This window comes from Nocardia coubleae NBRC 108252, from assembly GCF_001612805.1.
Taxonomy (GTDB): Bacteria; Actinomycetota; Actinomycetes; order Mycobacteriales; family Mycobacteriaceae; genus Nocardia; species Nocardia coubleae.
In genome coordinates this window covers 11,258-31,143 of sequence record NZ_BDBD01000030.1, presented here as the reverse complement: position 1 = coordinate 31,143, position 19,886 = coordinate 11,258, and the positions used below count along the sequence as shown (strand labels likewise).

Here is a 19,886-nt window from a genome sequence, read left to right as displayed (position 1 = left end):
TCTCGAGTAAGATCGATCGGAAGTGGTCAGCCGAGCAACCCGGCCAGCGTACGGGCACACGCGGGCCTGCGCAGCTTGGTCATGGCCTTCGCCTCGATCTGCCGGGCACGCTCCCGGGAGACACCCAGCTGTGATCCCACTTCCTCCAGTGTGCGGGCCTCACCGCGATCGAGGCCGAAACGCAGCCGGATGACGTCGGATTCACGCTCGGTGAGCCCGGCCAGGGCCGCCTCCACGTACCCGCGGAGCATCCGCTCGGCGACCAGCTCGGCAGGTGGGGGCGCGGTGTCGGGCAGTACCGAGCCGAGTTCGGTGTCCTCCCCGAGCGGTGTCTGCAGCGACACCGGTTCCGCCTCGTGGCGCAGCGCCGCCGTTACCTGGGCGACGGTGAGTTCGGCCCGCTCCGCGATCTCCTCGGCGGTGACCGCCCGGCCGAGCTCGTGGGTCAGCTCGCGACGCACCCGCACGACTTTGTGCAGTACATCGGCCACATTGGACGGCAGCCGGATGGTCCGCCCCTGGTCGGTGAGCGCGCGACCGATGGACTGGCGGATCCAATAGGTGGCGTAGGTCGACAACTTGAGCCCGCGGCGGTGGTCGAACTTGTCCACCGCGCGCATCAAGCCGAGGGTGCCCTCCTGGATCAGGTCGAGCAGCGACATCCCGGTGTTGGTCGGGAAGCGCCGGGCGATGGACACCACCAGGCGCAGATTCGCCCGAACCATATGGTCTTTCGCGCGCTGACCATCGATCACGCTGCGCTGCAACTCCTTCCGTCGTGCCGCGGAGAGCTCGACTCCCGCCGAGGCGTTCTCATCCAGTTCCGTGCGGGCCTCGACACCCGCGGCGATTCGTGCGGCCAGGGCGTATTCCTGCTCGGCCGTCAGCAGGGGCGTGCGGCTGATGGCGGTGAGGTAGTCGCGGATGGGATCGGTGGTCACAGTCAAGGAGGCTCCCGTTCGGCGAAGGAAATGTCGCTCGCGGCGACGAACACAAACTTAGGTCGAACATAAAAATATGTCAAGAACAATTTTGGGACGAGTTCAGTTACGCTGAGGACATGACTACGCAGCAGGGGTTACGGGCCAGGAAGAAGCAGCAGACCAGGGAGCAGATCTCGCACCGCGCCACCGAGTTGTTCCTCGAACGCGGGTTCGACAAGGTGACGATCGCCGAGATCGCCGCGGCCGCCGATGTGGCGAAGATGACCGTCACCAACTACTTTCCCCGCAAGGAAGACCTGGCCCTAGACCTCGGCGCGGCCTACGTCGAACAGCTCGCCGCGATCGTGCGCGAGCGCGCCCCCGGCCAGTCCGCACTGGCCGCCCTGCGCGGTGCCTACCTCGCCGCCGTGGCCGCCCAGGACCCCGTGATCGGTTTCAGCGGCGCGCCGTTCGCCAAGATGATCACCGACAGCCAAGCCCTCACCGCCCGGTTACGGGAGTTCCACGACGAGCGGGAGGCGGCGCTGGCCCGCGCACTCGCCGAGGAGACCGCCGCCGCGCCCGACGACATCACCCCTCGAGTAGCCGCCGCACAACTGGCAGGCGTGCATCGCGTGTTGTTCGAGGAGATCCTGCGTCGCACCCTCGCGGGCGAGTCGGGCGACGAGATCGCCGCTGCCCTCACCGATTATGCCGAGGTCGCCTTCGACGCGCTCGAACCGGGGCTGGCCGGCTACGCCGTGCGCTGAGATATCGGTCCGATTGCTGCCGTGTCACTGGGCTCTCGCCGGGCGCGGCAACGCCCATACTGGGGCCATGCCGGATGGTGTTGCTGTAGACGAGCCCGTCGCGCCGATGAGCAAGACCAAGATCAATCTCGTATTCGCCACGGTGGTGCTCGGCATGCTGATGGCCGCGCTCGACCAGACCATCGTGTCGGCCGCGCTGCCCTCGATCGTCGCCGATCTCGGCAGCGCGGGGCACATGGCCTGGGTGGTCACCTCGTACCTGCTCGCCGAGGCCGTCGCGACCGTGCTCGCGGGCAAACTCGGTGACCTGTTCGGCCGCAAACTGCTGTTCCAGATCAGCGGCATCATCTTCATCGCCGGTTCCGCGCTGGCTGGCATGGCAGGCGGCATGCCGATGCTGATCCTCGCGCGCGGAATCCAGGGCGTCGGTGCGGGCGGGCTGATGGTCACGTCGATGGCCCTGATCGCCGACACCATTCCGCTGCGCGAGCGCGGCAAATACCAGGGTGCGCTCGGGGCGGTCTTCGGCATCACCACGGTTCTCGGTCCCACGCTCGGCGGGCTGTTCACCGACCACGCGAGCTGGCGCTGGTGTTTCTATGTGAACGTCCCGGTGGTCGTCGTGATGCTGGTGATGGCGGCGCGGACGCTGCCCAAACTCGCCGCCCGTACCCGGCCGGTGATCGACTACCTCGGCATCGGCCTGGTCGCCGTCGGTGTGTCGGCGCTGATCCTTGGCCTGGAATTCGGTGGCAACGAGTATCCGTGGGGTTCCTGGCAGATCATCGGGCTGTTCGTGCTCGCCGTCGTGCTGCTCGCCGCGTTCGTGCGGGTGGAGAACCGGGCGAAGGAGCCGATGCTGCCGATGCGGTTGTTCCGCAGCCGGGTGTTCACGGTGTCCTCGGTGCTCAGTTTCATCGTCGGTTTCGCCATGCTCGGCTCGATGACCTACCTGCCCGCCTACCTGCAATACGTCGACGGTGTGTCGGCGACGGTGTCGGGTGTGCGTACCTTGCCGCTGGTCGTCGGCCTGTTCATCACCTCGATCTTCTCCGGCCAGGTGGTCGGCAAGACCGGCCGGTACCGGTATTTCCCGATCGTCGGCATGGCCGTGCTCGCCGTGGGCCTCGGCTTGATGTCGACGATGGACCGGCACACCAGCGTGTGGCTGGAATCGCTGTACATGCTGATTCTCGGCGCGGGCCTCGGGCTGGGCATGCAGGTGCTCACCATCGTCGTGCAGAACACCGTGCCCTACGCCGACCTCGGCACGGCGACCTCCGGTGTCACCTTCTTCCGCACCCTCGGCAGCGCGTTCGGCACTGCGGTCTTCGGGACGCTCTACAACAACGAGAGCAAGACCGCGCTGGCCGAGGCGATGCGCGAGGCGCCCGACGTTCCGGCGGAGGTGGTGGCGAATCCGAAGCTGCTGCGCGAGCTGCCCGTCGAACAGGCCGCACCGGTGATCGACGCCTACGCCCGCTCGATCGACCATGTCTTCGCCTGGGTGGTTCCCGTGGCGCTGCTCGGTTTCGTCGTCGCCTGGTTCCTGCCGCAGGTGCGGCTGCGCGACAGCGCGCGCCACGGCGCGGGCGATGTGGGGGAGGGGTTCTCGGTGCCGGACTCGCACGACCGGGTGGTGCAGCTGGAACGCTCGGTCGCGGCGACCGTCCGCAAGGCGCGGGCGAAGGGTCCGATCATTCCCGAACTCATCGCCGCTTCGGGCAGCCGGTTGAGTCCGGACACCGCGTGGGCGTTGGGCCAGGTGTACCTGTACGGCAAACAGGACATGCCCGCCACCGTGTACGGCATCGCCTACCGGCACCGGCTCCCGGTCGAGGTGCTCGCCCCGGTCTTCCGGCAGGCGGCCGACGCGGGACTGCTGCACGCCGAGGCGGGCACGCTCGCCCTCACCGACACGGGTCGCACCGAGGTCGACACCTTGCGAGCCGGGTGGCGGCGCTGGCTGGGTGACCGCCTCGACGACTGGAACTGCGAGGACCCCACCGATCGGGCCCTGCTCGACGAGGCACTGTCGAAGATCGCCACGAAACTCCTCGACGAAGGCGCCGACGGCGATCGGGGGGCCAAGGTCTATACCGGTTGACCACGCCTTGTCATCGATTACTCGTAGACGTATATTCGTAGACGAGTAAGGAGGCGGCCGTGGCGACGAAGCGCAAGGTGAACAATCTGCTGGCCCTGGCCGTGCTCTCGGTCATCGTGCAGCGCCCGATGCACCGCTACGAGATCGCCGCGACCCTGCGCGCGCAAGGCAAAGACCGTGACATGGACATCAAGTGGGGTTCGCTGTACACGGTTGTGCAGAACATGGCCAAGGCCGGTTTCCTGGAAGTCGTCGGCAGCGAGAAGGAGGGGGCGCGGCCCGAGCGGGTGATCTACCGGATCACCGACGCCGGCCGCGCCGAAATGGCCGATTGGACACGCGAACTCCTCGCGGAACCAGAACCCGAACACCACCGGTTCACCGCAGGCCTATCGATCCTGGCGATCCTGCCGCCCGATGAGGTGATCGAGCTGCTCGGCACCCGCGTCGCCAGGCTCGAAGAAACCATCGCCCGCATCAAGAGCGACCTCGGCGCGCTCACCCTGCCACGCCTGTTCCTCGTGGAGACCGAATACGGCCTGGCGATGCTGGAAGCCGAGGCACGCTGGGCGCGCGCGCTGCGCGAGGAGCTGGTGGCAGGCACGTTCGACGCGCTCGACCAGTGGCGGCAGTGGCATGCCGACGGCATGCCTGCCGAAAGAGCCCCGGCGGAGAGGAGCTAGGACTAACCCAGCATGTGAAGACCCCGAGCCCGGTGGCGTGCGGCAACACCCCACCGAGCCCGGAGAACCGTCCCGAAACCAGGCGCACCCGGCCTTGAGGCTGGCAACCACAGGATAGCTGGGTGACGTCGGAAATCCCGATCTGGAGATCACCCATGTCCATTCATTCCGCCCTGATCATCGGCGGTGGCATCGCCCGACCCGTCGCCGCGACCGCCCTGCGCAAAGCGGGCATCGATGCCCACGTCTACGAGGCCTATTCCGGCCCGTCCGAGGGCATCGGCTCCGGGCTGGCGCTGGCACCCAACGGCATCGCCGCCCTCGACATCCTCGGCGCCGGTGACCCGGTACGCCGCATCGCCTCACCCGTGTCCGGGATGCGCCTGCGGGTCGGTGGCCGCATGCACGAGCTTCCGACGCTGTCGGATCAACCACCGTTGCAGCTGGTCGACCGTGGCGAGCTGCACCGCACACTGCACGACCATGCCGTCGCCGCCGGGGTGCCGTTCACCTACGACAAGCGCCTGATCGATGTCGACGAACACGACGACGGCGTCACCGCGCACTTCGCCGACGGGTCGAGCGCGACCGCCGATATCCTCGTCGGCGCCGACGGAATCCGCTCCACCGTCCGGGGATTGATCGATCCGTCCGCACCCGGCCCGCACTACACCGGCATGCTCGGATTCGGGGCGCAGGTCGACTTCGACATCGACGTTCCCGATGACACCATGGTGTTCGCCTTCGGCGCCAAGGCCTACTACCTGTACTGGAAAGGGGCCGACGGCCAGATCGCCTGGGGCGCGAATCTGCCGAGTAAGCAGTACCTTTCGTTCACCGAGGCGAGGGCGAAATCACCCGAGTACTGGCTGCGGATCCTGCGCGACACGTACGCCCCCGACACACCGGGCGGTGAATTCGCCCGCCGCACAACGGCCGACACCCTCGAGATCACCGGTGCGCTGCACATCATGCCGCCGGTGCCGCACTGGTATCGCGATCGGCTGGTCCTGGTTGGCGATTCGGTGCACGCGCCGTCGAACAGTTCCGGCCAGGGCGCGTCGCTGGCCATCGAGAGTGCCGTGCAACTGGCCCGCTGTCTCCGCGATATCGACTCGCCCACAGCCGCTTTCGCCGCCTACGAACGGTTGCGGCGGACGCGGGTGGAAGGCATCACGGCGCGGGCCGCGAAGGTCAATCGCAGCAAGACACCGGGTCCGGTCGCCCGCAAGGTGATGAACGCGGTCATGCCGCTCATGGTGCGGACGGTGATGAACCCGGAGAAGACGATGGGCGCCGAACGTCGCTACCGCATCGGTTGGGACGAGCCGGTGCAGCGCGAAATCGCCTCGGCCGCTTCCTGATCCGTGCGCGGCGCGGTGGCTTCATCGCCGTGATGCTCGCAGACGCAGGATACGGGCGGAGTCCTCGTCTGCGGGCAGGAAGGCTTCGAGATGGAGCTCGGCGAGGGTGACATCGGTGGCGGTCGCGAACGAGGTGAGCGTGGTGATCAGGCGGAGATCGCCGTCTTCGGTGCGCAGCTGCAGGGGGACGGCGAAGCCGACATGATCGGGCCCCACGGCGACGGTCGGCAAGTACCCCGACAGCTCCTCGATGAGCGCGTCGACGGCGGGGTCGGGGGTATGGGCGGCCCGGGTGCGCAGTGAGTCGATGATGTGCCTGCCCCATTCGGGCAGGTTGCGCACTCGCGGCGCGACCCCGTCGGGATGCAGCGCCAGCCGGAGCACGTTCATCGGCGCGCGTAGCAAATGGTCGGCCACACCCTCGGTGAACAGGTCGAACGCGGCATTGGCCGTGACCAGCTCGCCGCGCGGACGGGCGACCAGCGCCGGATACGGCAGGTGCCCGTCGAGAACGGCGGTGAGCGCCTCCCGTACCGGCGCCAACTCCGGGGCGGCCAGATCGCTTTCGGGAAACACCGGGGCGAAACCGGCGGCCAGGAGCAGGTTGTTGCGATCACGCAGGGTCAGTTCGAGTGATTCGGCCAGCCGCACCACCATCGTGCGACCCGGCTGGGACCTGCCCTGTTCGAGGAAGCTCAGGTAGCGCTGACTCGTCTCGGCGCGAATCGCCAGGTCGAGCTGGCTGACCCGGCGCAGGGTGCGCCAGTGCCGCAGTTGCGGTCCGAAGGCGGTGCTGGTCTGCGCGATCGTCATGGTGCGAGTCAACCGCGCACGAGTACCCTGCGCCATTCCCAGGAGGGAATGAACTGCGGCCCCGATGTGCGCCCGTCGTTCATTCCCCGCAGGGAATCGCGCCGCGCTGCCCGGCTCGACAGAGTTGTCGCCATGAGCAAAAACGACATCGCCACCCGCTACGTGGCACTCTGGAACGAAGCCGATCCCACCACCCGCCGCAAGATGATCGAGGACCTCTTCACGGTCGACGGCGCGCAGTACCTGGTGGACCCGCCCGCCGAGGCGCGAACGGCCGCAGCCGATCTCGCGATACCGGCCCCGCCGCTCGCGGTGCACGGCTACGACGCACTCGACCGCCGGGTCACCCGCGCCTACGCCATGTTCCTGGCCGATGGCGAATCCGTCTTCGCCGCGTCCGGGCCCGCCGTGGAACTGCCCGCGGGCACCGTCGGCGTCGCGTGGACGATGAACCGCCGCGACGACGGCACCGCCCAGGGCGGCGGCTTCGATCTGCTCGCCCTCGACGCCGACGGCCGCATCGTGACCGACCACCAGTTCATCGAGGGATCACGATGAACGCCGGATCAGGGGCGCGGGCGGCGCACTAAGGCGCGCGCGACCAATTCGAGCGTCACCGCCACCGCGCACGCCTCCGACAGCATCAACCCGATCAGCACGAGCACCTGCACCGCACCGGCCTGCGCGGCGGACCCACTGGTGAGCAGCACACCGATGAACGCGCCGGGCAGGGTGACCAACCCGACCGTGCGGGCCTGGTCGACACCGGGGATGAGCGCGTCGGTCGCCGCGCCCGTGAGCACCATCTTGCGGGCCGGACGATCGGTGAATCCCAGACTCAGGGCCGCCTCCACCTCACCCCAGCGTTGGCCGATGGCATCGAGCCCGCGCCGGGCCGCCAGCGAGGTGGAGGTCATGGTGCCGCCCAGCAGGATGCCGCCGATCGACACCAGCGTGACGCCGTGGATCGGCACCGCGCCGCTGAGCAGGGTCGCCGGCATCACCGCCGCGATCCCGGTCGCGACGGCCAACCCGAGCCAGATCCCGGAGCGGCCCGCCTGCGCCCGCCGGACGGCGGTGAACACGGCCGCGCCGAACATGACCAGCAGCACGAGCGCGGCCGACCACAGATGTTGAAGCGCCGCCGCGAGGATCAACGCGATCAGGCCCAATTGCAGCACCGCGCGGAACGCGGCCTTCGGCACCACGAACGGCGAACCGATTCCGGTGATCCGGTACACCAGTGCCGCCGCGACCACCATGGCCACGCACAGCACGATCAACGCGACGTTCGGTTCCACCGTCATCAGCGAACTCCTTGCCAGATGGGCGGCACGCGCCGGCTAGGGGCGGGTCGTGCCGCGCGCGTGCAGGCGGATGAACAGGGTGACGCTCAGTGTCAGCCAGAGCAGACCGACGATCCAGCCCGCCAGCACATCGGTGATCCAGTGCACCCCGAGATACACCCGCGACAGCCCGACCGCGATCGGGAAGACCACCGCCGCACCGATCGCGGTGCGGCGCACCCAGACCCGGCGAATGCGGGGGACGAGCGCGATCGCCACCACCCCGACCACCGCCGCCGACCCGAGTGAATGTCCCGACGGATACGACAGACTCAGCTCGGTGACCAGCCGCGACTCCATCGGCGGACGATGCCGGTCGACGATCCGCTTGATGCCCCACACCAACGCGCCCGCGCCGAGCGAGGTGACACCGACCAGCGCGGCCACCGGCAGATCGCGGCGGGCGAGCAACCAGATCACCGTGACGAGGGCCAGAATCGTCATCGCCACGGTGCCGCCGAGGTCGGTGATCACCCGCGCCACCGTGGTCAGCGGTTCGCCGCGATGCGCGATCATCCAGTCGAGCACCCGCACATCCCACGGTGTGCCGTCCATATTGCCGACGACCACCCAGGTGAGCAGTCCGAACAGGGCGAGGGCGGTGGCGATGAGCGCGGCCGCGAGCGGTATCCGGTGGCCGAGCCCGGACCAGGCGACCCGGGGGGAGTGGTAGTCGATGGGCATGACTACCAGATTGCCAGCCGGACGCTCAGGCCTCGAAGACCACCGCGTTCCCGGCCACGTCGCGGGTGCCCGCCACCTTCTTGATCGCTTTCACGAGGTCGGCGACGCACTCCCAGGTGCGCGGCGGTTCGGCCTCGATATTGCCGATGGTGTACCAGGTGTCGGTGCCGCGGTAGCGGACCAGGCCTTTACCCGCGTCGTCGAGCATGACGTCGAGCTCGCCCGACACCGTCCCTTCCTCTTCGGTCATGACGGCGCATTCGGCGGTGATCTCGATGGGCTCGCTTATTTGAACTCTCCTCGGCGGAGGCAGTCGTCGACTGCGGTGCGCAACGCGGTGTGCTCGGCGGTATCAACGGTCAGTGCGTACTTTATCTTGACCTTCACGTAGTGCTCGATATAGGCACACCGGAAGTTGCCGGGCGGCAGGTAGTTCGCGGGGTCCTGGTCGCCCTTGGACCGGTTGGCCGACGGGTCGGCGGCGACCAGGTTCATCGCGTCGTTGGCGATGCGGCGGCGGGTGTCCTCGTCGCGGTCGGCGGCACCGGAACGCCAGGCTTCGGCGAGGGCGACGATGTGTTCGGCGTCGACCTTCGACGGGTCGGTGATGAACTTGTAGGGGCCGAGCTGCCCGGTCTTCTTGTCGATGAAGCCGTAGCGGTCCTGCCAGCCGGCCCCCGAAGGCACTGTCAGTTCACAGGTTTTGGGGTCGAGGGTGACCTTGCCGGTGGCGTCGCGCAGCATCATCACGTCGCGGCTGGTGCATATGGTGTACGTGGCGAGGTCGCCGGTGAAGCCGTGTTCGGGCTTGTTGGTGTCCCAGTGCGGGAACTTCTCGCGGGTGTAGCCCGTCATCGGGCCCTCCTTGGCGACGACGAGGGTGGCGACCAGATCGCCGATCTCCTTGCCCGACACCGTGGCCGCGCCCGCGGAGCCGGGGCCGGGCGCGGTGGGATTCACCTTGTCCAGCAGCGAATTCGCGACTGTCACCACCAGCGCGACAACCATCGCGGCGGCCAGTGCGAGCACTGCGCGCCCGACCGGTGAGCCGCTGATCGAGGACCACTTCATGCCCGTACCACCTGTGCCTTCGTCGAACTGCGAACCGGCACAACCTACGGGGCGGATACCGGTCCGTCGGTCATTGTCGCCTATGACATTCGGCACAGGCCAGGGCAAACGGATTGCAGCTCAATAGCGTTCGCCTATCACGTACCCGCTCAGTCGGGTAGCGAACCGGATTCGGTGGGAATTCCGGTGTCCAGGAAGCGGATCAGCCGGGCGATCCGGGCGGCATGATCCACGCAACGCTGGAACTGGCTGCCCAGCAGGGCCAGATCGATGGCGGCCGCGGTATCGATACCGGCTTCGGTTGCGGTGAGTACGGAGTTCAGCTGTTTGAACAGGTCGTCCATGGCGGCCGCGTCCGAACCGTCGTCCTCGACGAATCGGCCGGTGGCGACCGAATCACTCACCCGGGCAACACATTCAGCCGCGAGGCCGCCCATCGCCACCAGTGCCTGGATCACCGGCGCCGGTGCGACGGCGTCGGGGTGAGCGCGATACACGTACTGTCCCGCGGCTTCCGTGCGCCGCCCGATGCGCGAGAGTTCACCGGCCACCTGGATGGCGGTGACCACGTGGCGCAGGTCGCGGGCGACGGGCGCCTGCAGGGCGAGTAGTGCCATGGTGCGTGACTCGCAGGCGGCGAACATCTGCTGTAGCCGCTCGTCGAGCGCGAAAACCTCGTAGGTGGCCGCCAAGTCGGCGCCCGCCAGCGCCTCGGTGATCCGCTCGGTCGCGTCATGGGCCAGCCGCGACATGTGGGTGAGCTCGTTGGACAGCGCCAAGAGCTCGAGGGTGAACTGGGTCCGCACGCGCTGAATTGTTCCCCATCGCAGCGCGACTGTGAATCCATCGGCGCATGTTCGCGGCCGCGCATCCGGTCGCTGGTGCCACGCACCTGGAACGATGGAGATCATGATCGCCGCATTCACGACCAGATGGACCCTCTTCGTACCGATTCTCGCCGCGCTCGTCCTCGCCGTCACGTGGGGGCGCGACATACCGGGCGTGGTGGTGGCGGTGGTCAGTGCCGTGCTGGTCGGGGCGGTGCTCTCGGCGGTTTATCACGCCGAAGTGGTGGCCCATCGGGTCGGCGAACCGTACGGTGCGCTGATCCTCGCGGTGGCGGTCACCGTGATCGAGGTGGCCCTGATCGTCACCATGATGATCTCCGGTGGTGACAAGGCGGCGTCGCTGGCACGCGACACGGTCTTCGCGGCGGTGATGATCACCTGCAACGGCATCTTCGGTCTCGTGCTGCTGGTCGGCGCGCTGCGGCGCCGGATCGCGGTGTTCAATCCGGAGGGCACCGGTGCGGCTCTGGCGACCGTGGCCACCTTGGCCACGCTGAGTCTGGTGCTGCCGACCTTCACCACGAGCAAGCCCGGCCCGGAGTTCTCACCCGCGCAGCTCGCCTTCGCCGCGGTCGCCTCGCTGGCGCTCTACGGGCTGTTCGTGATGGTGCAGACCGTGCGTCACCCTGACGATTTCCTCCCGGTGGAGGCCAGCGGCGCGATCGACGAGGACGAGGGGATGCACGCGGAGCTGCCGTCGAACCGGATCGCCCTGATCAGCCTGGGCATGCTCGTGCTCGCTCTGGTCTGTGTCGTCGGCCTGGCGAAGGTGGTCTCGCCCGCGCTGGAGTCGGGCATCGCCTCGGCGGGCCTGCCCCAGGCCGCGGTCGGTGTGGTGATCGCGATGCTCGTGTTGCTGCCCGAGACGCTGGCCGCGGTCAACTCCGCGCGCCGCAACCAAGTGCAGATCGGTCTGAACCTGGCGCTGGGGTCGGCGATGGCCAGCATCGGGCTCACGATTCCGGTGATCGCGATCGCCACGATCTGGCTGAGCGGACCGCTGGTCCTCGGGCTCGGCGCCACCCAGATGGTGCTGCTCGCGCTGACCTTCGTGGTCGGCACGCTGACCGTTGTGCCAGGTCGGGCCACCTTGCTGCAGGGCGGTGTGCACCTGGCGTTGTTCGCGGCTTTCGTGTTCCTCGCCGCAAGCCCGTAGGTGCGGTGTCGCGGATCACAACCCGCGTGATCCTGTCATCGAAACAGTGGAAAAGCGACGAGGGTCACCCACCCTAAATTTTGTTGTGACGCAGAGTACCGGTTAGCTTGCTGGAGTTGGCACCGACGCCGAAGCCAGAGAGTGCGGTATGAATTTCACCCTGCCCCGCGCTTCGCAAGCGGGCCGGAGGCATTTCTGATGTCGACCGATCTGCATTCCGCGAAGACGGATTCCGCTACCCAGATCGTCCGCGAGAACTTCACCGCCACGGTGGTGTCGTCGCTGCGGACCTTCGGGCGTGCGGTCGACCTCGCGCAGGAGTCGGTCACCGGCACCGTCGCCGACGTGGCCCGCCGCCAGTTCCAATGGCGCGAGACCCTCGTGCAGGCCTGGCGCCTCATCACCGTCACCGCCATCCCGGCCGTGCTCATGGCGATCCCGTTCGGCGTGATCGTCTCGGTGCAGGTGGGCAACCTCATCCACAGCCTCGGCGCCGACTCCATGCTCGGCGCCACCGGCGGCCTCGGCGTCATCAAGCAGGGCGCCCCCATCGCCACCGGCTTCCTGCTCGGCGGCGCGGGCGCGGCGGCCATCGCGGCCGACCTCGGCGCCAGGACCATCCGCGAGGAGATCGACGCGCTCAACACCATGGGCATCAGCCCGGTGCACCGGCTGGTGATCCCGCGCATGATGGCGATGCTGATCGTCGCCCCGATGCTCAATGTGCTCATCATCTTCGTCGGCGTGCTCGCCGGGTACGCGGTGGCGGTCGGCGGTCAGGGCGTGACGCCCGGTAGCTACTGGTCCACCTTCGGTTCCTTCGCGACCGCGGGCGATGTGTGGGTGTCGCTGCTCAAGGCCCTGATCTTCGGGTTCCTCGTGGTCGTCATCTCATGCCAGCGCGGCCTCGAGGCCAAGGGCGGCCCGCGCGGTGTGGCCGACGCGGTGAACGCGGCGGTGGTGCTCTCGGTGGTCTCGATCGCGATCGTGAACCTGCTGGCCACCCAGATCAGCGCCATGTTCCTGCCGACGAAGTTGGCGTGATGGCTGCCTCCTCCTATCTCCCCACCTCGCTGCACTGGCTGCGCACCCCCGCACGCCTGGGCAGACGGATCGTCGGCGCGGGCGAATCGCTCGGGTTCGTCGCCGTGTTCGTCTGGCAGGTGCTGTCCTCGGTGCCGCTCACGCTGCGCCGCTACCGCGACGAGACGCTGCGCGCGGTCACCGATATGACCTGGGGCCGCGGCTCGATCATCGTCGGCGGCGGCACCGTGCCGATGATGATCGTGCTCGGGCTGGTGATGGGCGCCTCGGTCGGCGTCGAGTCCTTCGCTTCGCTGGACATGCTCGGCATGGGCCCGGTCACCGGCGTCATCTCCGCCTACGCCACCACCCGTGAGCTGGCCCCCATCGCGGCCGCCATCGGATTCGCCGCCCAGGCGGGCTGCCGGATCACCGCCGAGATCGGCTCGATGCGCATCTCCGAGGAGATCGACGCGATCGAGGCGCTCGGCCTGCGCTCGGTGCCGTTCGTGGTCACCACCCGCGTGATCGCCGGCGCCATCGCGATCGTGCCGACCTTCCTGATCGCGCTGATCCTGTCCTACGGCGCCTGCCGCGGCCTGCTCACCATGGTCTACGGACAGTCGGCGGGCGTGTACGACCACTACTTCTTCCAGTTCATCTCCGGCTTCGACATGATCGCCGCGGTCATCAAGGTCGCCGTGTTCGGCACGGTCGTGATCCTGGTGCACAGCTACTTCGGGTTCTTCGCCACCGGCGGACCCGAGGGTGTCGGCATCGCCTCGGGTCGCGCGGTGCGGGCCAGCTCGGTGGCCATCGTCGCCATCGACATGGTGCTGTCGATCATGCTGTGGGGCTTCAACTCGGCGATCAGTTTTACGGGGTGAGCTAGTGCCGAATTACGGAATGCCCGGCGTCGCGGCGAATCGGCGCACCTCGCGCCTGACCGGTGTCGTCATCCTCGCGGTGATCGCGGTGGTCGCGCTCGGCTACGTCACGTACTCCAACGTTCGCTCCGAGGAGGGGCTGCGGATCGCGCTGCGCACCGAGCACCTCGGTGACGGTATCGAATCGGGCAGCCAGGTCCGCGTCGACGGCGTCACCGTCGGCGAGGTCGCCGAGGTGACCCCCGGCGAGCGCGGCACCCAGCAGATCGCGCTGCTGCTCGACGAGAACCGCCTGCACGGCATCGACGACAGCCTCGCCATCGACTACGCGCCGACCAACCTGTTCGGCATCGCCGAGATCGAACTGCGGCGCGGTCCCGGCGGGGCTCCGCTGCGGGCAGGCGCGGTGCTCGACCTGACCGGCTCGAACAACGCCCGGGTCTACGACGCGACCATGAGCGCGATCCTGCGCAGCCTCTCGCAGGTCGGCATGACCGTGACGAGCCCGCAGATGGCGACGGTGATCTCCCAGCTCGCCGCCGACTTCAAGGCCTTCACCCCGCTGGTCCAGGCGCTCATCACGGTGGCCAAGACCATCGCCGACAACCAGGACGTCGCGCCCTCGGAACTGTTCGGCAAGCTCGGCCCCGCCTTCGACGGCGGCGGCCAGTTCGCCGGCGCGACCATGCAGGTGATCGACCAGCTCAGCGAGATCAAGGTGACCCAGACCGACAAGGATCGCTACGACATCGGTGTCGGCGTGATCGGCGGCAGCCTGCTGCCCGCCCTGACCACCACCTTGAGCACCGCGGGCGGCCACCTCGCCGAGTCGACCGACATGCTCGCGCCGATGCTGCTCGCGCTGGCGCAGATGTCGCCGAATTCGCGCCACACCGGCGCCGAACTCACCGCGCTGCTGCGGAACCTGCGTGGTGCCATGCCCGACGGCCCGGACGGGCCCGTGCTCAACCTCGATGTCGAGCTCAGCGGTGTGCCCGCCATCGCGGTCCCGCTGTTCGGAAAGGGCGGTGCGTGATGAAGATTCGCGGTGTCGCACTGCGCCTCGGCGTGTTCACGCTGGTGATGGTCGCCGTGCTCGGTCTGGTCTTCACGCTCATCAAACGTCCCGTCTCCGGTGACACCAACGCCCACGACGTGCTGTTCACCGACGCCAACGGCCTCAAGGTCGGCAACGACGTGCGCATGTTCGGTGTGCAGGTGGGCAAGGTCGAGAAGATCTCGCTCGAGGGCGACAAGGCCAAGGTGCGCCTGACGGTCAAGACCGATACGCCGATCTACGACAACTCCAAGCTGGCCATCCGCTACCAGAACCTCACCGGCCAGCGCTATGTCGACCTGCAGCAGGCGCCCAACCCCGGCACCCGCATCGCCGCGGGCGCCCGCATCGGCGCGCACATGACCGTGCCGTCCTTCGATGTGACCAGCCTGTTCAGTGGTCTCAAGCCGGTGCTCGCGACGCTGTCACCCGAGGCGATCAACCAGTTCACCGCGAGCATGCTCGCCGTGATCGAGGGCGACGGCAGCGGCCTCGGCCCCGCGCTCACCGCCATCGACGAACTCGCCTCCTATGCCGAGAACCGCCAGCAGGTGATCTCCACGCTCATCCGCAATCTGTCGGATCTGGCCGACCGGCACGGCGGCCGGGTCGGTCACCTGCTGCCGCTGCTGGCCCGGCTCACCGACATCTTCGAGGCGATGCAGCGCAATATCGGCGGTGTCGCCGACTTCGCGATGAGCGCGCCTTCGGTGCTCGCGCCGGTCGACCGGTTGCTCGCCTCGCTCGGCCTGGTCGAGGGCGGCGGCGCCGATGTCGACGCGATGATCCGCGCCCTGTTCCCGAATCCGCAGGAGGCCGTGGAGGTTTTCGGCCGCCTGCCCGGTCTGCTGGCCACGGTCGACTCCTCGCTCTCGCGCGGTTTCACCGACTTCACACCGCACTGCAGCAACGGCGCCGCAGAGGTGCCCGCGCCGCTGCAGGTGCTGATCGCCGGACAGAAGGTCACCGTATGCAACCGCTGAAATTCTTCTCCGGTGATCGCCCGATCCTCGACGAAGCGGGCAAACGCGCCCGTGAGCTGCGGATGGGCATCATCGGCCTGACGGCCGTCGTGCTGTTCATCATCGCCGCGGGCGTGGTGTACGTGGTGCCGTTGGGCAAACACACCTACACCGCCGAGCTCACCGAGGCACAGTCGGTGCGCGAGGGCGACGACGTTCGCCTCGCCGGCATCTCGGTCGGCAGCGTCACCGACCTCGAACTGAAGCCCGACAAGGTGATCATGCGGTTCACCGTGAACAACGACGTGTTCGTCGGCGACCAGACCTCCCTCGACGTCCGCATGCTCACCGTCGTCGGCGGCCACTACGTCGCGCTGTACCCCGCCGGTTCGGAGCCGCTGGGTGACGAGGCGATTCCCGCCGACCGAATCCGCTTGCCCTACAGCCTGATCGAGACCTTCCAGGACGCCACCGCTCCGTTGGCCGCGGTCGACGGCGCGACCGTCCGCGAGAACTTGGCTGCCGCCAACACCGCCCTGCAGAATTCGCCGGAAGCGCTACGCAGCACCTTGGACACGGTCGGCAAGTACGTCGACATGCTCGACCGCCAGCGTTCGCAGGTGTCGAAGTCCATCGCGATCCTCGACGAGTACATCTCCATGTACGACGGCGCCAAGTCCGACCTCGGCAGGTTGATGAACAACGTCAACCTGCTCGAGGACGTGCTGCTGAGCAAGCAGGCCGAGGCAGCCGAGGCGGTCCGGCTGCTCGTGTCGGTGGTGAACCGTCTCGCCACCCTGGCCCCGGGCTGGGAGTCGACCCTGAAACCGCAGGCACAGGCGCTGGCCGACGCACTACCCCGGCTCCAGGAACTCACCGGCCGGTTCGAGCCGGTGATCGCGACGGTGCACGAATTGCAGACCAAGTTGTCGCAGCTGGTGACGCCCGAAGCCGGCGTGGTCGTCGACCAGTCGGACGCACGGGTGTGCGTGCCGCTGCCGGGGAAGGCGTGCTGATGCTGAAAAAGCTCCTCGGATCCCAGGCGTTCATGTCGATCGCCGGTGTCGCGGTGCTCGTCGCGCTCGTCACCGGCGGCTACTTCATCGCCTTCGATCCACTGAAGAAGACCGAGTCCTATTGCGCGCTCATGCCCGACGCGGTCGGCCTGTACCCGGGCAATCACATCACCATGCGCGGTATCTCCGTCGGTGAGGTGACCTCGGTCCGCAACGAGGGCCCCAAGGTGCGCGTCGATTTCGAGGTCGACGCCGAATACCCCGTCTACGCCGATGCTTCGGCGACAACGGTCGCGTATTCCGTCGCGGCGGACCGCAATCTGGCCGTGCTGGCCAGTGGCAAGGACACCCGCAAGTTCGAGGGCGGCTGCATCACCAAAACGCTGACGCCCAAGAGCATCACCGAAACGCTCACCGCCCTGGCGAGCCTGTCCGAACAGCTCTCGGGCACCAATTCGGGTCAGCCGACCGCCCTGGTCGACGGCCTCGGCGCCTTGGACCGTGCCACGCAGGGCACCGGCCCGACGGTCAACGAGCTCATCACCAAACTCGGTTCGGCGATGAACAAGCCGGATGCCGACATCGGCCATCTCGCAGGTCTTTTCGACGCCTTCGCGTCGGTGTCCAACCGCGTCGCCGCGAACTGGGGTGACCTGCAGTCCATGCTCACCCGGCTCGCGCCGCTGCTGAACATGGCCTCCGACGACCTGCTCGGCCCGGCCACCTCGCTGTTCGACGGGCTCGGCGAACTGCTGCCGATGCTCAACGACCTCACCACCATCCTCGGCGATCCGCTCATCGGAACCCTCGACGGCGCCGTCCCGCTGGTGAAGATGTTGCGCGCCAACGTCGGTTCGCTGCGCGATGTGGTGCTGAAACTGCCCGCGCTCACCTCCGCCTTCCAGAGCGCGGCAGGTGGCAACGCAATCACCTACGCCCCGCCGAAGGTCGCCCTGCCCACGGGTGAGGCCGACCAGGTGTGCGCCGCCCTCAACGCGGTGCTGCCGGGCCAATGCCCCGATCCCGCCGCGGGATTGACCGATGTGAACCTCGTGCAAGTAGTGCTCGGAATGGCAGGTGCCCGATGATCAGGTCGCGAAAGAGTATGCGGCGCACCATGATCGCGCTGGTCGTGGCTGCCGGTCTGGCCGTCGGCGGCTGCGGTTTCGATCCCGCCGACGTGCCGGTACCCGGTTCGTCGGTCAGCGGTGACACCTACCGCGTGCACATCGAGTTCGCCAGCGCGCTGAACCTGCCGTCGAAGTCGAAGGTGATCGCCAACGGCGCCGAGATCGGCACAGTCACCGACGTGCGCGTGGTCCAGCCCGCCGACGCGCCGGCCGGTCGCGGTGGTTACGTCGTCGTCGAGGCCGACATCCTCGAGTCGGTCTCGCTGCCCGCGTCGACCATCGCCGAACTGCGCCAGGACACCATTCTCGGCGATATCCACGTCGCGCTGACCACGCCCAAGGACGGTTTCGGTCAGCTGCTGCGCAACGGCGGAACCATCCCCATCGAGCGAACCAAACCCCCTGTGCAGCTGGAAGACACGATGGCGACCATGGCGCTGTTCGTGCAGGGCGGCGCGATCGGTCAGCTGCAGGACATGATCGCCCGGGTGAACTCGGTGATGCCGCAGGATCCGCGCGAGACCGCCCGCATCTCGGCGGTGATGGGTGCCGACGCCGCCGACCTGGCCGCCAACCTCGACCAGGTGGACCTGCTCGTCAACGGGCTCGCCGCCAACGCTGAGATCATGCACAACATCGAAGGCGAACTCACCAACATCCTCACCCCTGAGGCGGTGCGCGCGCTGTCGGGCACCCAGGACTCCATCGCCAAGACGATGGTCATCTTCAATGCCCTCGGCCCGCTCGCGCACTCCATGACTTGGCTCGCGCCGCTGGCGAATTCGGGTGACGCGGCCGCGACCGCCTTCCTGCCGCTGCTGATCGGCGCCTCGCCCGACCTGCGGAACCCGACCAACATGGCCCTGCTCACCGACCTGTTGCGCGACAAGATCATTCCCTTCGCCGAGCGCGGCCCGAAGGTGAACGTCACCGGCGTGCAGGTCTCCGAACAGGAGCAGCTGGACCAGATCGTGACCGCCCTGCGGATGATCGGAATGGTGCGATGAAGATCGGAGCACTCGCCTCGCTCAGCGGCATCGCCGCCATCACCGTGCTCGGCGCGACCTATCTGACCTTCGGGGTGGTGCGTGTCGACCCGCTGGCCGACTACACCGAGGCCTCCCTCGAGGTCGCCGACTCGGGTGGCCTCAGCGTCGGATCGCCGATCCTGCTGACCGGCATCGAGATCGGTGAGGTCACCGCCGTCGACACCGACGCGCGCGGGGGAGTGCGTGTGGGTTTCCGCGTGGGTGCCGACCACAAGGTGCCGATGAGCAGCATCGTCACCATCGAGCACCTGTCCTCCCTCGGTGAGCCGTACGTGCAGTTCGTGCCGCCGAGCACCGACGGGCCGTACCTGACCGACGGGCAGCGGCTGGCGGGGGAGAACGTGCGAACCCCGATGTCGATTCCCGAGGTGGCGCGCCTGGTCACCAAGACCGTCGAACAACTCGACCCGACGGTGGTCGACTCGCTGGTCGGCACGCTCGGCACCGCCATGACCGGCACCGAGAACGTGATCCCCGAACTGGCCCGCGCCGGCGACCTGCTCGCGGCGGCCATCATGAGCCGCGCACCCGCCATCGCCGAACTGCAGAACAACTTCGAATACGTCTCCGGTGACATCGCCTGGGCCGGTCCGGCCACCTCCGCCGCCGCGCCCGCGTTCGTCCGCCTGAGCCAGGTGATCGACCAGTTCGTCGAATCCGTCGGCCGAGCCACCGAGGGCGACCCGGAGATGTACCTGCGCGAGGGTGGGCTCGTCCCCGTCCTGAACGAGTTGGTCGCGAAGCTGAACGAGATCGGTCCCGAGCTGTCGGCCCTGCTGCCCGCGCTGCGTCCCCTCACCGAGGCGGTCACCGCCACTGGCCCGCAGCTGGATCTGAGCGCGCTCGTTTCCCAGGCTCTGCACAACACCGACGCCGATTCGGTGAAGGTAAGGGTCGCGATCAAGTAAATTTTCGGCAACCGCTGTGTATAGGTATCGTCCCTGCACAGTGACAGTGGCCCGAACTCCGTCGGCCTTCGAGCAACTCTGCGGTAGCC

At 67.9% G+C, this 19,886-nt stretch carries 21 protein-coding genes; 14 read left to right on the top strand and 7 right to left on the bottom strand.

The features are described 5' to 3' along the window. Positions 1-26 precede the first annotated feature (26 nt). The gene (locus tag NCO8_RS29710) at positions 27-941 is read right to left on the bottom strand and encodes a sigma-70 family RNA polymerase sigma factor (protein ID WP_245655551.1); all 915 of its coding nucleotides are present in this window, start codon (positions 939-941) and stop codon (positions 27-29) included. Between the two features lie 119 nt (positions 942-1,060). Between NCO8_RS29710 and NCO8_RS29705 the strand changes: the two genes are divergently transcribed. From NCO8_RS29705 to NCO8_RS29690, 4 genes are all read left to right on the top strand, one after another. Continuing rightward, positions 1,061-1,693, top strand: coding sequence for a TetR/AcrR family transcriptional regulator (locus tag NCO8_RS29705; protein ID WP_067644953.1), 633 nt, complete (start codon positions 1,061-1,063; stop codon positions 1,691-1,693). 67 nt (positions 1,694-1,760) lie between these two features. After that, positions 1,761-3,800 carry an MDR family MFS transporter gene (locus NCO8_RS29700; protein WP_245655550.1) on the top strand — a complete coding sequence of 680 codons (2,040 nt, stop codon included), beginning with the start codon at positions 1,761-1,763 and terminating at the stop codon, positions 3,798-3,800. A 59-nt stretch (positions 3,801-3,859) separates the two neighbouring features. After that, positions 3,860-4,483 (top strand): PadR family transcriptional regulator, encoded by a 624-nt coding sequence (locus NCO8_RS29695; protein ID WP_067644948.1) that lies wholly within the window; start codon positions 3,860-3,862, stop codon positions 4,481-4,483. Positions 4,484-4,638: 155 nt separating this feature from the next. Further along, the gene (locus NCO8_RS29690) at positions 4,639-5,847 is read left to right on the top strand and encodes an FAD-dependent monooxygenase (protein ID WP_067644945.1); all 1,209 of its coding nucleotides are present in this window, start codon (positions 4,639-4,641) and stop codon (positions 5,845-5,847) included. A 21-nt stretch (positions 5,848-5,868) separates the two neighbouring features. Here the strand turns inward: NCO8_RS29690 and NCO8_RS29685 are convergent, their stop codons facing one another. After that, on the bottom strand, positions 5,869-6,660 hold the full coding sequence (locus NCO8_RS29685; RefSeq protein ID WP_067644984.1) for a helix-turn-helix domain-containing protein: 792 nt from the start codon (positions 6,658-6,660) through the stop codon (positions 5,869-5,871). 132 nt (positions 6,661-6,792) lie between these two features. Here NCO8_RS29685 and NCO8_RS29680 point away from each other — a divergent pair, with 132 nt between their 5' ends. Next, entirely contained in the window at positions 6,793-7,218 is a 426-nt protein-coding gene (locus NCO8_RS29680) for a hypothetical protein (protein WP_067644942.1), read from the top strand. Positions 7,219-7,226: 8 nt separating this feature from the next. Here NCO8_RS29680 and NCO8_RS29675 read toward each other — a convergent pair whose 3' ends face one another. The 5 genes from NCO8_RS29675 to NCO8_RS29655 form a co-directional block, all read right to left on the bottom strand. After that, positions 7,227-7,967 (bottom strand): ABC transporter permease, encoded by a 741-nt coding sequence (locus NCO8_RS29675; RefSeq protein ID WP_067644939.1) that lies wholly within the window; start codon positions 7,965-7,967, stop codon positions 7,227-7,229. Positions 7,968-8,003: 36 nt separating this feature from the next. Then, on the bottom strand, positions 8,004-8,690 hold the full coding sequence (locus tag NCO8_RS29670; protein ID WP_067644936.1) for a phosphatase PAP2 family protein: 687 nt from the start codon (positions 8,688-8,690) through the stop codon (positions 8,004-8,006). A gap of 25 nt (positions 8,691-8,715) precedes the next feature. Beyond that, complete coding sequence (locus tag NCO8_RS29665; RefSeq protein ID WP_084457587.1) at positions 8,716-8,940, bottom strand: hypothetical protein; 225 nt, start codon at positions 8,938-8,940, stop codon at positions 8,716-8,718. A 35-nt stretch (positions 8,941-8,975) separates the two neighbouring features. Beyond that, the gene (locus NCO8_RS29660; RefSeq protein ID WP_067644931.1) at positions 8,976-9,761 is read right to left on the bottom strand and encodes an HNH endonuclease family protein; all 786 of its coding nucleotides are present in this window, start codon (positions 9,759-9,761) and stop codon (positions 8,976-8,978) included. 149 nt (positions 9,762-9,910) lie between these two features. Next, positions 9,911-10,567: a phosphate signaling complex PhoU family protein gene (locus NCO8_RS29655; RefSeq protein WP_067644928.1), complete on the bottom strand. Its 657-nt coding sequence runs from the start codon at positions 10,565-10,567 to the stop codon at positions 9,911-9,913. 103 nt (positions 10,568-10,670) lie between these two features. Between NCO8_RS29655 and NCO8_RS29650 the strand changes: the two genes are divergently transcribed. The 9 genes from NCO8_RS29650 (at position 10,671) to NCO8_RS29610 (ending at position 19,797) form a co-directional block, all read left to right on the top strand. Further along, complete coding sequence (locus tag NCO8_RS29650) at positions 10,671-11,765, top strand: calcium:cation antiporter (RefSeq protein ID WP_376739964.1); 1,095 nt, start codon at positions 10,671-10,673, stop codon at positions 11,763-11,765. Positions 11,766-11,963: 198 nt separating this feature from the next. Then, positions 11,964-12,809, top strand: coding sequence for an MlaE family ABC transporter permease (locus tag NCO8_RS29645; protein WP_067498343.1), 846 nt, complete (start codon positions 11,964-11,966; stop codon positions 12,807-12,809). Further along, positions 12,809-13,675 carry an MlaE family ABC transporter permease gene (locus NCO8_RS29640; RefSeq protein ID WP_067498346.1) on the top strand — a complete coding sequence of 289 codons (867 nt, stop codon included), beginning with the start codon at positions 12,809-12,811 and terminating at the stop codon, positions 13,673-13,675. The genes NCO8_RS29645 and NCO8_RS29640 overlap by 1 nt, the downstream gene beginning before the upstream one ends. Before the next feature lie 4 nt (positions 13,676-13,679). Next, the gene (locus NCO8_RS29635; RefSeq protein WP_245655549.1) at positions 13,680-14,711 is read left to right on the top strand and encodes an MlaD family protein; all 1,032 of its coding nucleotides are present in this window, start codon (positions 13,680-13,682) and stop codon (positions 14,709-14,711) included. Further along, positions 14,711-15,715 carry an MlaD family protein gene (locus NCO8_RS29630; protein WP_067644918.1) on the top strand — a complete coding sequence of 335 codons (1,005 nt, stop codon included), beginning with the start codon at positions 14,711-14,713 and terminating at the stop codon, positions 15,713-15,715. Before NCO8_RS29635 ends, NCO8_RS29630 begins: the two co-directional genes overlap by 1 nt. After that, positions 15,703-16,710, top strand: a complete 1,008-nt coding sequence (locus tag NCO8_RS29625) for an MlaD family protein (protein WP_067644915.1) — start codon at positions 15,703-15,705, stop codon at positions 16,708-16,710. The genes NCO8_RS29630 and NCO8_RS29625 overlap by 13 nt, the downstream gene beginning before the upstream one ends. After that, positions 16,710-17,798: an MlaD family protein gene (locus NCO8_RS29620; protein WP_067644981.1), complete on the top strand. Its 1,089-nt coding sequence runs from the start codon at positions 16,710-16,712 to the stop codon at positions 17,796-17,798. Before NCO8_RS29625 ends, NCO8_RS29620 begins: the two co-directional genes overlap by 1 nt. After that, a complete protein-coding gene (locus tag NCO8_RS29615) occupies positions 17,795-18,847 on the top strand; it encodes an MlaD family protein (RefSeq protein ID WP_067644912.1) in 1,053 nt (350 codons plus the stop codon). Before NCO8_RS29620 ends, NCO8_RS29615 begins: the two co-directional genes overlap by 4 nt. After that, positions 18,844-19,797: an MlaD family protein gene (locus NCO8_RS29610; protein ID WP_067498359.1), complete on the top strand. Its 954-nt coding sequence runs from the start codon at positions 18,844-18,846 to the stop codon at positions 19,795-19,797. Before NCO8_RS29615 ends, NCO8_RS29610 begins: the two co-directional genes overlap by 4 nt. Positions 19,798-19,886: the final 89 nt, after the last annotated feature.

Excerpts from the sequence above, each read along its gene's own strand:
- NCO8_RS29615 (WP_067644912.1), top strand. The coding sequence starts at position 17,795 with ATGATCAGGTCGCGAAAGAGTATGCGGCGCACCATGATCGCGCTGGTC.
- NCO8_RS29660 (WP_067644931.1), bottom strand. The coding sequence starts at position 9,761 with ATGAAGTGGTCCTCGATCAGCGGCTCACCGGTCGGGCGCGCAGTGCTC.
- NCO8_RS29690 (WP_067644945.1), top strand. The coding sequence starts at position 4,639 with ATGTCCATTCATTCCGCCCTGATCATCGGCGGTGGCATCGCCCGACCC.
- NCO8_RS29665 (WP_084457587.1), bottom strand. The coding sequence starts at position 8,940 with ATGACCGAAGAGGAAGGGACGGTGTCGGGCGAGCTCGACGTCATGCTC.
- NCO8_RS29640 (WP_067498346.1), top strand. The coding sequence starts at position 12,809 with ATGGCTGCCTCCTCCTATCTCCCCACCTCGCTGCACTGGCTGCGCACC.
- NCO8_RS29700 (WP_245655550.1), top strand. The coding sequence starts at position 1,761 with ATGCCGGATGGTGTTGCTGTAGACGAGCCCGTCGCGCCGATGAGCAAG.
- NCO8_RS29630 (WP_067644918.1), top strand. The coding sequence starts at position 14,711 with ATGAAGATTCGCGGTGTCGCACTGCGCCTCGGCGTGTTCACGCTGGTG.
- NCO8_RS29625 (WP_067644915.1), top strand. The coding sequence starts at position 15,703 with ATGCAACCGCTGAAATTCTTCTCCGGTGATCGCCCGATCCTCGACGAA.
- NCO8_RS29610 (WP_067498359.1), top strand. The coding sequence starts at position 18,844 with ATGAAGATCGGAGCACTCGCCTCGCTCAGCGGCATCGCCGCCATCACC.
- NCO8_RS29680 (WP_067644942.1), top strand. The coding sequence starts at position 6,793 with ATGAGCAAAAACGACATCGCCACCCGCTACGTGGCACTCTGGAACGAA.
- NCO8_RS29685 (WP_067644984.1), bottom strand. The coding sequence starts at position 6,660 with ATGACGATCGCGCAGACCAGCACCGCCTTCGGACCGCAACTGCGGCAC.
- NCO8_RS29645 (WP_067498343.1), top strand. The coding sequence starts at position 11,964 with ATGTCGACCGATCTGCATTCCGCGAAGACGGATTCCGCTACCCAGATC.
- NCO8_RS29675 (WP_067644939.1), bottom strand. The coding sequence starts at position 7,967 with ATGACGGTGGAACCGAACGTCGCGTTGATCGTGCTGTGCGTGGCCATG.
- NCO8_RS29620 (WP_067644981.1), top strand. The coding sequence starts at position 16,710 with ATGCTGAAAAAGCTCCTCGGATCCCAGGCGTTCATGTCGATCGCCGGT.
- NCO8_RS29670 (WP_067644936.1), bottom strand. The coding sequence starts at position 8,690 with ATGCCCATCGACTACCACTCCCCCCGGGTCGCCTGGTCCGGGCTCGGC.
- NCO8_RS29705 (WP_067644953.1), top strand. The coding sequence starts at position 1,061 with ATGACTACGCAGCAGGGGTTACGGGCCAGGAAGAAGCAGCAGACCAGG.
- NCO8_RS29650 (WP_376739964.1), top strand. The coding sequence starts at position 10,671 with ATGATCGCCGCATTCACGACCAGATGGACCCTCTTCGTACCGATTCTC.